We start from the raw sequence: 13,437 nt of genomic DNA, 5'->3' as shown, positions 1-13,437 counted from the left end.
GGTCGGCGTATTATACCTATTTTTAGAAAAAATGCTAACTTTTTGTGCAAATAAATTGATTTTCTTTTAAAATACAACGCGTAATAAATAATCATTAATTTCATTCATCATTTTGATGAAATCATTGAAATTGACGCATATTAGTTCTTATCTTATGATAAGCGCATTCTAATAAAAAATGTAAGAAGGCATGCTATGAGCTACGCAAACGAAATTAATACATTAAATCAACATCTTGCTGATACTAACAAAAAAATCAATGTCTCCTTTGAATTCTTTCCGCCTAAAAATGAAAAAATGGAAAGCATGCTTTGGGATTCCATCCATCGTTTAAAAGTATTAAATCCTAAATTTGTTTCCGTCACCTATGGCGCAAACTCTGGCGAGCGTGATCGTACACATAGCATCGTGAAAGCCATTAAAGCAGAAACAGGTATAGAAGCTGCACCACATTTAACGGGTATTGATGCCACACCTGAAGAATTAAAAGAAATTGCAAAAGATTATTGGGATAGCGGTATTCGTCGCATTGTGGCTTTACGCGGTGATGAGCCAAAAGGCTATGCTAAAAAACCTTTCTATGCGGCTGATTTAGTAGAACTACTCCGCTCCGTAGCTGATTTTGATATCTCAGTTGCAGCATATCCTGAGGTTCACCCTGAAGCAAAATCAGCACAAGCAGATTTAATCAATTTGAAACGTAAAATTGATGCGGGCGCTAATCACGTCATTACTCAATTCTTCTTTGATATTGATAGTTATCTTCGCTTCCGTGATCGCTGTGCATCCATTGGTATTGAGGCTGAAATTGTTCCGGGTATTCTACCTGTCACTAACTTCAAACAACTGCAAAAAATGGCATCATTTACGAATGTAAAAATTCCAGCATGGCTGGCTAAGGCATATGAAGGATTAGATGATGATCCTACTACTCGTAATCTCGTCGCGGCAAGTGTGGCAATGGATATGGTAAAAATCCTTTCTCGTGAAGGTGTGAATGACTTCCACTTCTACACGTTAAATCGTAGTGAACTTACTTATGCAATTTGTCATACATTAGGTATTCGTCCTACAACAAATCCATAAAGAAAAAGTGCGGTTAAAATTAACCGCACTTTTTTATTTCCACTATACTCGTCTAACTTGCCAAAAAGCTTTTTTCCAATAAGGACTATTCATCGAAGAATAAATCACGCCACCTTTAGTTGAAGCGTGTAAAAATTTATCTTCTTTCACATAAATCCCCACATGATAGCCATTTGGTCCGCGTCCCGTTTTAAAGAAAATTAAATCGCCTGTTTGGATATCTTCTTTACGAACAAGTTTTCCGTAACCCGCTTGATCTTTCGTAGTTCGAGGAAGGTTGATATTAAAACGATCAATAAAGGTTTTTTGCACAAAACCAGAACAATCAATACCACCACGAGACTGCCCACCTAACACATAAGGTGTACCCGCCCATTCGTATTGTTGTTCACTTAACATGGCAATCGCTATAATCGGATCTCCAATCTGACCTTTATAGTTCATGGCATATTCTTCACGAACACCACTTGAACAAGCAAAAAGCAAAAAACTTCCTGCGACTAAAAAAGCACATTTAATCTTATTCATGTTCAATCCTGACAAAAGTGCGGTCAAAAACGACCGCACTTTTCTTACTATTGTTTTGGCTTGGTATTTTCCACGCGAGCACGTAATTTTTGCCCTGGCTTGAATGCCACTACACGGCGCGCAGAAACAGGAATACTTTCTCCTGTTTTTGGATTACGCCCTGGACGGGAAGCTTTATTACGAAGTTCAAAATTACCAAAACCGGATAATTTCACTTCACCACCAGATTCTAACGATAAACGAATTTCCTCAAAAAAGTCTTCAACTAATGCTTTAGCTTCCGCTTTTTGTAATTGATACTTATCTAATAAGTATTCAGTAATATCAATTTTTGTAATCGTTGCCATGTTAGTCTCCTGTTTAGTCTCTAAGCTCCGCATTAAAGCGTTGTTTAACTTCGTTTAATACAGCAGAGATTACCGCATTAATCTCATCATCTTCAAGCGTTTTTTCATTATCTTGAATGGTTAAACTAATTGCTAAGCTCTTATGTCCGCTAGCAACGCCAATGCCTTGATATACGTCGAATAAATTGACTTGTGTTAATTTTTCTCCGCCGGCTTGTTTACATGCATCAATAATATCTCCTGCAGGGATATTATCTGCAACAACTAAAGCTAAGTCACGACGGTTCGCAGGGAATTTTGAAATCTCCTTGGCTTGAACCACACGACGATTTGCAATGGCATCCCATAAAATTTCAAAAACAACCGCTTTGCCATTTAATCCTAGTTTTTGAGCAATAAGTGGATGAATAGTTCCAATAAAACCAATTTCTTTTCCATCTAATTCAATTGCAGCAGATTGACCTGGGTGCAAGGCACTGTATGCTTTTGCCACGAATTTAACTCGATTACCCACTTCGGTAAGAGAAAGAATACTTTCTAAATCACCTTTAAGATCAAAGAAATCAACCGTTTCTGCTTTACCTGTCCAACATTCTGATTTTGCTGTACCGGTAATCACACCTGCAAGAACAAATTCTTGGCGCACACCAAATTCTGCATTGGCATCAGGAACAAAACGTAATCCCGTTTCAAATAAACGCACGCGGTTTTGTTGACGATTTTGGTTGTATAGTACTGCACCGAGTAATCCACTTAACAATGAAACGCGCATTGCTGACATTTCAACTGAAATTGGATTTGGTAATACAAGTGCTTCAATTTCTGGATGAAGTAAAGTTTGTACTTTTGGATCAACGAAGCTATAAGTAATCGCCTCTTGATAATCTGCATCCACAAGTGCGGTTTTAATTCGGCTTAAATCTAAATCAGACTCTTTATGTTCACGCATACGAAGATGTGCTAATGGTGCATTATTTGGAATGCTGTTATAGCCATAAATACGTGCTACTTCTTCAATGAGATCTTCTTCGATTTCAATATCAAAACGCCAGCTTGCTGAAGTCACGGTCCAAACATCATTAGCATATTTCACCGCAAAACCTAAACGCTCAAAAATCTCAGTCACGGTTTCTGTTTCGATATGATGACCTAATAAGCTATCTAATTTTTCACGACGTAAAGTGACTTCATTGACTTTTGGTAAATATTGCTCACTCACCACTTCACAAATTTCGCCTGCTTCACCACCACAAATTTCAAGTAACAATGCTGTTGCACGTTCCATTGCGTGACGTTGTAGCGTAAAATCTACACCACGTTCAAAACGATGTGAAGAATCTGTGTGTAAACCGTATTGTCTTGCACGTCCCGCAATCGCTAATGGTGCAAAGAATGCCGCTTCTAAAATTACATCTTTTGTTGTTTCAGCATCAACACCGCTAGCTTGACCACCAAAGATACCTGCCATTGCTAATGGACCAGTTTGGTCTGCAATCACTAAAGTATTCGGTTGTAATTTTGCGGTTGTACCATCTAATAAAACAAGTTCTTCGCCGTTATTGGCTAAACGTACTTGAACAGGTTGAGACACTTTTGATGCATCAAAAGCATGCATTGGTTGACCTAATTCAAGTAAAACATAGTTGGTAATATCTACAATAGGATCGATAGAACGAATACCACAACGACGTAATTTTTCTTGTAACCAAATTGGTGATTGCGCTTTAACATTCACATTTTTCACCACGCGCAATAAATAACGAGGGCACGCTTCTGGCGCTTTTAATTCAATTTGAACTTTATCTGAAATCGTTGCAGGTACGGCATCAAAGTGCGGTTGATTAACAACTTGTTTATTAACCACACCAACTTCACGTGCAACACCTGCAATACTTAAACAATCTGCACGGTTTGGCGTTAAGCTGATTTCAATTGCTTTATCATCTAAATCTAAATATTCACGTAGATTTGTACCCACGGGTGCATCTAACGGTAGCTCTATAATACCATCTGCATCCACATCAATGCCTAATTCAGAGAATGAGCAAAGCATCCCTTCTGAAGGTTGGCCACGTAATTTAGTCTTCTTAATTTTAAAATCACCAGGTAATACCGCACCTTCAGTTGCACATGCCACTTTTAAACCTTGACGGCAATTTGGTGCACCACAAACGATATCTAATAAACGGTCGCCACCAATATTTACTTTAGTGACTCGTAATTTGTCTGCATCTGGGTGTTGTTCACATTCAACAACTTCACCTACAACTACTCCAGTAAAGTCGCCTGCTACCTTTTCAACGCCATCAACTTCTAAGCCAAGCATCGTGATTTGATCACATAACTGCTCTGTTGAAATTGATGGATTAACCCATTCTCTCACCCAATTTTCGCTAAATTTCATTATCTCTGTATCCTTTATTGATGAACGTGTTACGTTCTAAATTAATCATTATCGTCAATTTAACCCAACGGTTAATTACTTAAATTGTTTTAAAAAACGTAAGTCGTTTTCAAAGAATGAACGTAAATCTGTGACGTTGTAGCGTAACATGGTTAAACGCTCAACCCCCATGCCTACTGCAAAGCCAGAATATTCATTTGGATCAATACCTACGTTACGTAACACATTAGGATGCACCATACCACAACCTAATACTTCTAACCATTTACCATTTTTACCCATTACATCAACTTCTGCAGAAGGTTCAGTAAATGGGAAATAAGAAGGACGGAAACGAACTTGTAAATCTTCTTCAAAAAATGCACGTAAGAAATCGTGTAATAAACCTTTTAACTCGGTGAAGTTTGCTTTTTTATCTACATAAAGCAATTCAATTTGATGGAACATTGGTGTGTGTGTTTGATCGTAGTCGTTACGATATACTCGACCAGGCGCCATAATACGAATAGGTGGCTGCATTTTTTCCATGGTACGAATTTGTACACCTGAGGTTTGTGTACGAAGTAATAATTCAGGATTAAACCAGAATGTATCGTGATCAGCACGTGCTGGGTGATGTTTAGGGATATTTAATGCATCGAAATTGTAATAATCACTTTCAATTTCGGGACCGGTTTCCACAGAAAAACCTAACTCTGAAAAGAATTCTGTTACGCGATTGATGGTAATGGTCACTGGGTGTAAACCACCAGTTTCTGTTTTACGACCTGGAAGGCTCACATCAATACGTTCTTTCTCTAATTTCGCATTGAGTTCAGCTTGCTCCCATTCTGCTTTTTTAGCATTTAAAAAATCTAACGCAGCTTGTTTCGCTTCATTGATTTTAGCGCCCATTGCGGGACGCTCTTCCGCTGCAACATTACGCAATTCCTGCATAAGTTGGGTAAAATGCCCTTTTTTACCAAAATATTCCACACGAATTTCATCTAATGTGGTTAAACTTTTATTTTCGATTTGTTCAATCGCCGATTTTGCTTTCTCAACAAGATCTTTCAGATGTTGCATAGTTTCCCCTGATTATCTTTTCTAACTAAAATACACCTAATGATAATACTAACTCATTAAAAAATCACGCGTTTATTAGTGAATTGATGTTTCAGAGGAAAAATGACAAAAATTTTTGCTATTTTTTGAGATATATCACAGTAATTTTTAACACTTTCGTTAGAATGAAGAAGAATCGACCATGTCTAGGAGGCGTATTATGTGGAAATCAATTTCTCAAGTCTTAGCTGATCAATTTGGTGCTTACTATAACATCAAAGAAAAAAACAAAGTGCCTGGTGGCGAAGTAAATGAAACTTGGCTCATTACGGATGGAATCCAACCGGTCTTTGTTAAAGTGAATGAACGGTCCTATCGTTCAATGTTTCGTGCAGAAGCTGACCAATTAAACCTACTAGGCAAAACCAATACAATCCGACTTCCGCAAGTGTATGGCATAGGCTGTTCTCAAAACCATAGTTTCTTATTACTAGAAGCGCTTCCTATTACTCAACAAACCAATGCAACGTCACACTTTGCTGAAGAATTAGCAAAACTCCATCAAGTGTCTGGCACTAAAAACTATGGATTAGATTTTGATACTTGGCTTGGTCCTGAGTATCAGCCAAATAAATGGAATGGAAGTTGGGCGAAGTTTTTTGCAGAACAGCGTATTGGATGGCAATTACAACTCTGCAAAGATAAAGGTTTAGACTTTGGTGATATTGATTTAATTATTGAAAAAGTAAAACACAAACTTTCAAAACATAATCCTAAACCTTCTTTGTTACATGGTAACTTATGGATTGAGAATACCGCTATTGTAGGAAATCAAACCTTTACTTATGATCCTGCTTGTTACTGGGGAGATAGAGAATGTGATTTAGCATTCAGTGAGCTTTTCCAACCGTTCTCAGCTGAATTCTATGAAATTTATGACCGCACTTTCCCACTTGATAAAGAAGGTTTTGAAGAAAGAAAACACCTTTATCAGCTCTATTATTTACTAAATTTCAGCCATCGTTTTAATGGAAGTTATATTAGCTTAACCACTAAATTGATTGAAGAACTTCTACTTGAATAATTTCTTAAACATCAGATAAAAAAAGAGCGTAATTTTCATTACGCTCTTTCTATCTTCTCTATCTATTATTTTTGATAAAGAGGTGCTGGACCTTGAGTTCCACCGTTAACTTGACCACCTTCTTGTAATTTTAATACAGAACCAGAAGCAGTGATTTCTACACGACGGTTTGGACGTAAACAGTCTTTCTCAGCTTTACTTGCGTGTTTGTAACCGTTACAAGCTTTAACTTGTGGTACTTTACCGTAACCAACAGCTGTAATTTCAGATGTTACGCCATCTTGAATTAAACGAGCTTTAACACGGTTAGCACGACGTTGAGAAAGATCTAAGTTGTAAGCATCAGAACCTAAGCGGTCAGTATAACCTGCAACTTTAACTTCTTTAGCACCAGTTTCTTTTAATTGTGCAGCAACGTTATCAACAACTTCTTTACCACGTGGAGTTAAAGTATCTTTATCAAAATCGAATAAGAAGTCACCACTTAAAGTAAATGCTGAGTTGCCGTTACAACCATTTGGATACCAGAAGAAGCTTTGAGCATTGTGGTTTTTGTCAAATAATACTTTGTATTGACAAATTTTGTGAACACCATTTTCACGATAGTTGAACACATAATCCCACTCTTCAACACCGTATAAACCTTCAGAGAAGTGTGGACGACCGATTAGGTTATATAATTGGTCTTTGTTCATACCACGTTCGATCATACGAACGTTATCCCAGTTTGGCCATGAACCAAATTGGCTACCATCATGGTTGAAACCAGCTTTATCAATCTTAGGCCATACGAGTTGTGGTACTTGTTGACCATCAACTTCTTTATATTCTGGAGTACCAGCTTCTGTAACTTTGCTTAAGTTACCACAAGCAGCAACTGTCGCTACTGCTACTGCAGATAATAAAATACGAGATAATTTCATTTCTTTACCTTTTTACTGTTAAGGTGCAATCCTTGCAAGAAGAACCTACACAACTAAACTTTATAAATTTTACAAATAAAACTATAAAAAGTTTCATGGCGTATGGTAGTCATAATTCTTTAACTTGTAAATAAAAAAACATTAAAAAATGATTTTTTATGGAACTTTTTTGTAAAGTTGTGTAAAGAGTTGTCAAATAAGTAAATTTTTTTCTTATTGAATAAAATCCTGTCCATTTTTTGTTAAATTTCGATGGATAATTCCCTCAATACTCTCTTCAGCTTGCTTACCTATTTTTTGTAAAAGTGGCTTTTTCACTTTATATTTCACCGCGATCACAGACTTATCTTTCATTTTTTCAAGAATAATATCATCACTGGTTGCTAACTCATCGACTAGTTGAAGCGCTAAGGCTTGTTGACCGAACCAATGCTCACCAGTTGCGACTTTATCCACATCTAAGTGCGGTCGATTTTGAGCCACAAATTGTTTAAATAATTGATGGGTTTCTTCAAGTTCTGCTTGGAATTTCTGTTTTCCTTTTTCAGTATTTTCACCTAATACTGTAACGGTGCGTTTAAATTCTCCTGCTGTCATCACATCAACATCAACATCATGTTTTTTCAATAAACGATGAATATTGGGAATTTGAGCTACAACACCAATAGAACCAATGATCGCAAAAGGTGCGGAAACAATTTTATCTGCCACACAAGCCATCATATACCCACCACTTGCAGCAACCTTATCAACTGCAACCGTTAATTTAACCCCTTTTTGTTTTAAGCGAGCTAACTGCGAGGCGGCCAAACCATAACCATGAACAACACCTCCAGGACTTTCTAAACGTAGTAAGACCTCATCATCGGCTTTTGCTACATTAATAATCGCCGAAATTTCTTCTCGAAGTGCGGTTGTTTCTGATGCAGAAATATCACCTTTAAAATCGAGCACATAAACACAAGGTTTAGGCGTTTCTTTCTCACCATTTTTTAATTTCGCTTTTAACGCCTTTGCCTCTTGCTTTTTCGCTTTCTTCTCCGCTTTTTCTGCTTGTTTAAGTTCTTCTTCTGAAAGCTGGAAATCGCGTAAATGCTTTATTGTTTCCTTAAATTCTTCCGAAAGATCTGTCACGACCAATTCACCATGATGTGTTGCATTACGCTGTTTTGCTGAAATGATCATTGCGACAATAGCAGCAATCACAAGTAAAATCGTTAAAATCTCTAAAATAAAAATGCCATAGCCGGTCAAAATATCAGACCACATAGTTTTCTCCTAAAATAAAGTGAAGGCGTTATTTTACTGTGCAAGCCCGATTTACACTAACTTTTTATGGAAAATTTTGCGATTTAAGGTAAACTAACGCAGTTTTATTGCCTAATTTATAATGAATTACAGAGGTTTATATGTCTAAAGTTGCATCCATTGTCGATGTGTTACAAGGTAAAGTCGCTATTGGCGAAAAAGTTACCGTACGTGGCTGGGTTCGTACCCGTCGTGATTCTAAAGCAGGTCTTTCCTTCCTCGCTGTTTATGACGGCTCTTGCTTTGATCCTATTCAAGTCATCGTCAATAACGATATTGAAAATTATGAAAGTGAAGTATTACGCTTAACAACGGGCTGTTCTGTTATCGTAACCGGCACCATTGTTGAGTCACCTGCTGAAGGTCAAGCTGTTGAACTTCAAGCTGAAAAAGTAGAAGTGACAGGGTTCGTAGAAGATCCTGATACTTATCCAATGGCAGCAAAACGTCACTCAATTGAATACTTACGTGAAGTAGCTCACTTACGTCCTCGTACCAATATTATCGGTGCTGTAGCGCGTGTTCGTCACTGTTTAGCGCAAGCGATTCATCGTTTCTTCCATGAGCAAGGTTTCTATTGGGTGGCTACCCCATTAATTACTGCATCAGATACTGAAGGTGCGGGTGAAATGTTCCGTGTTTCAACGCTTGATTTAGAAAATCTTCCTCGTGGCGAAGATGGTAAAGTTGATTTCAGCCAAGACTTCTTCGGGAAAGAATCATTTTTAACGGTTTCAGGCCAATTAAACGGTGAAACTTATGCCTGTGCGTTAAGCAAAATCTATACTTTTGGTCCAACATTCCGTGCTGAAAATTCAAATACAACTCGCCACCTTGCTGAGTTCTGGATGGTTGAGCCTGAAGTGGCGTTTGCAACGCTTGCTGACAATGCGAAATTAGCAGAAGACATGTTGAAATACGTGTTCCGCGCTGTGCTTGCTGAACGTAAAGATGACTTAAAATTCTTTGAAAAACACGTAGATAAAGATGTGATTACTCGTTTAGAAAACTTCGTAAACTCTGATTTTGCTCAAATCGACTATACCGATGCGATCGACGTGTTATTAAAATCAGGTAAGAAATTCGAATTCCCTGTTTCTTGGGGGATCGATTTATCTTCTGAACATGAACGTTTCTTAGCAGAAGAATATTTCAAATCACCTGTTGTCGTGAAAAACTATCCGAAAGATATCAAAGCCTTCTATATGCGTTTAAATGACGATGGCAAAACTGTAGCTGCAATGGATGTTCTCGCGCCTGGAATTGGTGAAATCATCGGTGGTTCACAACGTGAAGAACGTTTAGACGTATTAGATAAACGTATGGAAGAAATGGGCCTAAATCCTGAAGATTACTGGTGGTATCGTGATCTTCGTAAATATGGTACTGTACCACATTCAGGTTTTGGTCTTGGTTTTGAACGCTTAATTGTTTATGTAACTGGCGTACAAAATATTCGCGATGTGATTCCATTCCCTCGTGCACCAAGAAATGCAAATTTCTAAAAATATTGTTTAAATTGACCGCACTTTCTTTAAAGTGCGGTCATCATTTTAGGCGATAAATTTATCCCCTATTTTATTTATTGTGTTTGAATCAATCTTTCAAATACATCATATTAAGGAAAGTAGAAATGGACAAAATTAAACAACTCTTTGCAAACAACTATAGCTGGGCGCAAAGAATGAAAGAAGAAAATTCCACTTATTTTAAAGAACTTGCCGATCACCAAACACCTCATTATCTTTGGATTGGCTGCTCTGATAGCCGTGTTCCTGCTGAAAAACTCACAAATCTTGAACCGGGCGAATTATTTGTTCATCGTAATGTTGCTAACCAAGTTATTCATACGGATTTTAACTGCCTTTCAGTTGTACAATATGCCGTTGATGTACTCAAAATTGAACATATTATTATTTGCGGTCATACAAATTGTGGTGGTATTAAAGCAGCGATGCAAGATCACGATCTAGGGTTAATCAATAACTGGTTGCTCCATATTCGTGATATTTGGTTTAAACACGGGCATCTATTAGGCAATCTTTCAGCAGAAAAACGTTCAGATATGCTCACTAAATTAAATGTTGCAGAGCAAGTTTATAACCTAGGACGCACATCTATCGTAAAAAGCGCTTGGGAACGTGGACAAAAACTCTCCCTACATGGCTGGGTATATGATGTAAATGATGGATTCTTAGTAGATCAAGGTGTTATTGCAACCAGTCGGGAAACTCTTGAAATCTCTTACCGTAATGCAATTGCTCGCCTATCTAGCCTCGCGGAAGAAGATATCCTGAAAAAAGAACTTCCAGAAAACGAAGAATAAAAAAAGTGCGGTTAAATCTAATGAAATTTAACCGCACTTTTTATTTCAAACTTACTATTTAACTAGCTCTGTTTGCATATACATCAAACGATCAATATTCGTTAAATAATGTCCTAACTCTTGGGATTCTGGCTTATGAATATAAGGGATTTTACCTAGCAAAGGCGCATCAATCTGAGCCTCTAAAATATCTACCACCTCTTTATAATGCCCTAAACAAGGGTTAATTCGATTTGCAATCCAGCCTAATAAAGGAACGCCAAGCTGTTTAATCACTTGAGCTGTCAGCAATGCATGGTTAATACAGCCTTCTTTGATACCAACAACCAACACAACAGGCATTTTATGCTCAACAACCCAATCAGCAAAACTCTTACCTTCTGCCATTGGTGTGAGTAACCCAAATGAACCTTCCACGACAACAGATTGATATTTTTGAACTAATATCGTTAAGGCTTGATTAATCTTACTTAATTTAATGCGTGATTTATCTCGAGTCAGCATCGGCAAGGAATGAGCAAAAGTATAGCTATTTACTTCTTGATAAGATACTGGCTCATTCGTTGCATCCATTAAAGCTAACACGTCTGAATTATTTTCAGCATCATAATCTGTTTGGGATTCATTAGACTGATTTTCGACAGGATAAATCCCCTCTTCACAGCTACAAGCAATCGGCTTATAACCCACAATTCGCACGCCCTTTGCTTGTAATGCCTGAATAATGGCACGACAGGCGGTGGTCTTACCCACGTCAGTATCTGTACCTGCCACAAAGAAACTACTCATTTTTATTCTCCTTTTAAAAGTGCGGTCAATTCTAAAGGAGTTTTTTGAGGAAAATATTGAGATAAAGCAAGATTTGGATATTTTTAGGAAAAAATAAAAGGCTTATTTGATCTCACTCAAACTATTAAACAAGCCATCATCTTGTTTTGGCATTTGAAGATAAAATCCTTGCTGAGTAATTTTCCCCATAACCTCATCTTTATCTGCATGAACAAGCGGTTTACTCCCCCTCAAATTGAAAGGCATAAGAAATTGAGGCTTACCAAAACTCTGCATTAATATATCCGGTACAGCTGAAAAATCATCTCGTTTGGAAATATAAAGATAGCAGCCTGGTTTACGTTTACTTTTATAAATTGCACATAACATTTCATATTGCTCCAAAAAGAAAAAACCTACCAGATAATCTCTGATAGGTTTTATTTTACGAAAGTTTAATTATTTAGTCACAGCTTCTTTTACTTCAGCTGCTTTATTTTCTGCTGCATCTTTTGCTTCAGCCGCTTTATCAGCTGCCGCATCTTTTGTTTCTGAAGCTGAGTTTTTTACTGCTTCCATTTTAGAAGACATCGCATCTTTTGCTTCAGCCATTTTATTTGCTGCAGCATCTTTCATTTCAACTGCTTTATCTGCTGCTGCATCTTTTGCTTCAGAAGCTGCATTTTTTACTTCTTCCATTTTAGAAGACACTGCATCTTTTGCCTCAGCCATTTTATTTGCAGCAGCATCTTTCATTTCAGAAGCTTTATCAACTACTGCTTCTTTTGTTTCAGCCATTTTATTTGCAGCTGAATCTTTTGCGTCAATTGCCGCATTTTTAACATCAGTTGCAACTTCTTTTGCTGCATCTTTAATTTGTGTTGCTGCATTTGCTGTTGCATCTTTTGCTGCTTCAACTTTTTGAGCTGTTTCTTGTTTATCGAAACAACCAGTTACGGCTAAAGATGCACCTAATACTAATGCGGCTAATACTGATTTTTTCATTGTCATTCTCCATTTTATAATTAAGAATTAATCCAAAGCTATCTGCTTTGTGTGATCTAGTTTACGTAAAAAAAACTTAAAATAAAACATCTTCCAAAAAAATTTACATTTCTAAAGATATAGTTTTTTATAATACCTCTCTAAAACAACTATAACCCAATGAAATTAAAAGATTTGTAAAAAAGTTCATTATAAAAATTTTATTTTTTGTAAAGATAAAAAATCACTTTTTTGTATTTTTTTTGAACAATCCCACTCAGTTAATTTGAATAATCCTTAACTATTGCTTTTACTTTTCAGTTACTTTTTTACGGCTGCAGATTGATCTTTTGTTTCAGAATCTACATTTTTTACTTCCTCTGCTTTAGAGCACACAGCATCTTTTGCTTCAGTCATTTTATTTTCCGCAACATGTTTAACATAGTTAGCTGCTGCAACCACAGCATCTTTAACTTGTACTGCCGCGCTTACTGTGGCATCTTTTGCAGCTTCAACTTTAGAAGACATTACATCTTTTGCCTCTGAAAGCGAATCTTTTACTTCAGCAACTTTATCTTCGACAGCTTCTTTTGCTTTTACAGCTTTATCTTCAGCCGCATCTTTCACTTCAGCAG

Annotated in this window: 13 protein-coding genes and 1 pseudogene; 4 read left to right on the top strand and 10 right to left on the bottom strand. The window is 37.1% G+C overall.

All coding sequences use genetic code 11. The features are described from left to right. Positions 1-195: 195 nt before the first annotated feature. Positions 196-1,086, top strand: a complete 891-nt coding sequence (gene metF / locus HMPREF3279_RS01445) for a methylenetetrahydrofolate reductase (protein WP_005697527.1) — start codon at positions 196-198, stop codon at positions 1,084-1,086. A gap of 42 nt (positions 1,087-1,128) precedes the next feature. On the opposite strand, the gene HMPREF3279_RS01440 is transcribed toward metF, so the two are convergent. The 4 genes from HMPREF3279_RS01440 to pheS all read right to left on the bottom strand — a co-directional run bounded on the left by HMPREF3279_RS01440 (position 1,129) and on the right by pheS (position 5,430). Then, entirely contained in the window at positions 1,129-1,614 is a 486-nt protein-coding gene (locus HMPREF3279_RS01440; RefSeq protein ID WP_005696176.1) for a C40 family peptidase, read from the bottom strand. Between the two features lie 47 nt (positions 1,615-1,661). Further along, a complete protein-coding gene (locus HMPREF3279_RS01435) occupies positions 1,662-1,961 on the bottom strand; it encodes an integration host factor subunit alpha (RefSeq protein ID WP_005697518.1) in 300 nt (99 codons plus the stop codon). A 13-nt stretch (positions 1,962-1,974) separates the two neighbouring features. Next, positions 1,975-4,365 carry a phenylalanine--tRNA ligase subunit beta gene (gene pheT / locus HMPREF3279_RS01430; protein WP_070867839.1) on the bottom strand — a complete coding sequence of 797 codons (2,391 nt, stop codon included), beginning with the start codon at positions 4,363-4,365 and terminating at the stop codon, positions 1,975-1,977. Positions 4,366-4,440: 75 nt separating this feature from the next. Beyond that, positions 4,441-5,430 carry a phenylalanine--tRNA ligase subunit alpha gene (gene pheS, locus HMPREF3279_RS01425; protein ID WP_070867838.1) on the bottom strand — a complete coding sequence of 330 codons (990 nt, stop codon included), beginning with the start codon at positions 5,428-5,430 and terminating at the stop codon, positions 4,441-4,443. Between the two features lie 199 nt (positions 5,431-5,629). Here pheS and HMPREF3279_RS01420 point away from each other — a divergent pair, with 199 nt between their 5' ends. After that, the gene (locus tag HMPREF3279_RS01420; RefSeq protein ID WP_070867837.1) at positions 5,630-6,493 is read left to right on the top strand and encodes a fructosamine kinase family protein; all 864 of its coding nucleotides are present in this window, start codon (positions 5,630-5,632) and stop codon (positions 6,491-6,493) included. Between the two features lie 65 nt (positions 6,494-6,558). Here the strand turns inward: HMPREF3279_RS01420 and HMPREF3279_RS01415 are convergent, their stop codons facing one another. Then, positions 6,559-7,416 carry an OmpA family protein gene (locus HMPREF3279_RS01415; RefSeq protein WP_049373406.1) on the bottom strand — a complete coding sequence of 286 codons (858 nt, stop codon included), beginning with the start codon at positions 7,414-7,416 and terminating at the stop codon, positions 6,559-6,561. Between the two features lie 213 nt (positions 7,417-7,629). After that, positions 7,630-8,685 carry a protease SohB gene (gene sohB / locus HMPREF3279_RS01410; RefSeq protein ID WP_070867836.1) on the bottom strand — a complete coding sequence of 352 codons (1,056 nt, stop codon included), beginning with the start codon at positions 8,683-8,685 and terminating at the stop codon, positions 7,630-7,632. Positions 8,686-8,825: 140 nt separating this feature from the next. Here sohB and asnS point away from each other — a divergent pair, with 140 nt between their 5' ends. Together asnS and can are read left to right on the top strand one after the other, a co-directional pair. Next, positions 8,826-10,229, top strand: coding sequence for an asparagine--tRNA ligase (gene asnS, locus HMPREF3279_RS01405; RefSeq protein WP_049373404.1), 1,404 nt, complete (start codon positions 8,826-8,828; stop codon positions 10,227-10,229). 128 nt (positions 10,230-10,357) lie between these two features. After that, the gene (can, locus tag HMPREF3279_RS01400) at positions 10,358-11,050 is read left to right on the top strand and encodes a carbonate dehydratase (protein WP_049366615.1); all 693 of its coding nucleotides are present in this window, start codon (positions 10,358-10,360) and stop codon (positions 11,048-11,050) included. Between the two features lie 54 nt (positions 11,051-11,104). On the opposite strand, the gene bioD is transcribed toward can, so the two are convergent. The 4 genes and pseudogenes from bioD to HMPREF3279_RS10130 all read right to left on the bottom strand — a co-directional run. Then, entirely contained in the window at positions 11,105-11,839 is a 735-nt protein-coding gene (gene bioD, locus HMPREF3279_RS01395; RefSeq protein WP_049373403.1) for a dethiobiotin synthase, read from the bottom strand. A gap of 102 nt (positions 11,840-11,941) precedes the next feature. Beyond that, positions 11,942-12,208: a YcgL domain-containing protein gene (locus tag HMPREF3279_RS01390; RefSeq protein ID WP_049371326.1), complete on the bottom strand. Its 267-nt coding sequence runs from the start codon at positions 12,206-12,208 to the stop codon at positions 11,942-11,944. A gap of 69 nt (positions 12,209-12,277) precedes the next feature. Then, positions 12,278-12,823 carry a histone gene (locus tag HMPREF3279_RS01385; RefSeq protein WP_070867835.1) on the bottom strand — a complete coding sequence of 182 codons (546 nt, stop codon included), beginning with the start codon at positions 12,821-12,823 and terminating at the stop codon, positions 12,278-12,280. Between the two features lie 300 nt (positions 12,824-13,123). Beyond that, a pseudogene (locus HMPREF3279_RS10130) lies at positions 13,124-13,437 on the bottom strand (histone); the annotation flags it as partial.

The sequence above is a fragment of the Haemophilus sp. HMSC71H05 genome (assembly GCF_001838635.1).
Taxonomy (GTDB): domain Bacteria; phylum Pseudomonadota; class Gammaproteobacteria; order Enterobacterales; family Pasteurellaceae; genus Haemophilus_D; species Haemophilus_D parainfluenzae_R.
The sequence above is the reverse complement of the archived record's forward strand: the minus strand, read 5'-3'. Positions and strand labels throughout refer to the sequence as shown.

Excerpts from the sequence above, each read along its gene's own strand:
- pheS (WP_070867838.1), bottom strand. The coding sequence starts at position 5,430 with ATGCAACATCTGAAAGATCTTGTTGAGAAAGCAAAATCGGCGATTGAA.
- sohB (WP_070867836.1), bottom strand. The coding sequence starts at position 8,685 with ATGTGGTCTGATATTTTGACCGGCTATGGCATTTTTATTTTAGAGATT.
- HMPREF3279_RS01415 (WP_049373406.1), bottom strand. The coding sequence starts at position 7,416 with ATGAAATTATCTCGTATTTTATTATCTGCAGTAGCAGTAGCGACAGTT.
- HMPREF3279_RS01385 (WP_070867835.1), bottom strand. The coding sequence starts at position 12,823 with ATGAAAAAATCAGTATTAGCCGCATTAGTATTAGGTGCATCTTTAGCC.
- pheT (WP_070867839.1), bottom strand. The coding sequence starts at position 4,365 with ATGAAATTTAGCGAAAATTGGGTGAGAGAATGGGTTAATCCATCAATT.
- HMPREF3279_RS01435 (WP_005697518.1), bottom strand. The coding sequence starts at position 1,961 with ATGGCAACGATTACAAAAATTGATATTACTGAATACTTATTAGATAAG.
- HMPREF3279_RS01390 (WP_049371326.1), bottom strand. The coding sequence starts at position 12,208 with ATGTTATGTGCAATTTATAAAAGTAAACGTAAACCAGGCTGCTATCTT.
- asnS (WP_049373404.1), top strand. The coding sequence starts at position 8,826 with ATGTCTAAAGTTGCATCCATTGTCGATGTGTTACAAGGTAAAGTCGCT.
- HMPREF3279_RS01440 (WP_005696176.1), bottom strand. The coding sequence starts at position 1,614 with ATGAATAAGATTAAATGTGCTTTTTTAGTCGCAGGAAGTTTTTTGCTT.
- bioD (WP_049373403.1), bottom strand. The coding sequence starts at position 11,839 with ATGAGTAGTTTCTTTGTGGCAGGTACAGATACTGACGTGGGTAAGACC.
- metF (WP_005697527.1), top strand. The coding sequence starts at position 196 with ATGAGCTACGCAAACGAAATTAATACATTAAATCAACATCTTGCTGAT.
- HMPREF3279_RS01420 (WP_070867837.1), top strand. The coding sequence starts at position 5,630 with ATGTGGAAATCAATTTCTCAAGTCTTAGCTGATCAATTTGGTGCTTAC.
- can (WP_049366615.1), top strand. The coding sequence starts at position 10,358 with ATGGACAAAATTAAACAACTCTTTGCAAACAACTATAGCTGGGCGCAA.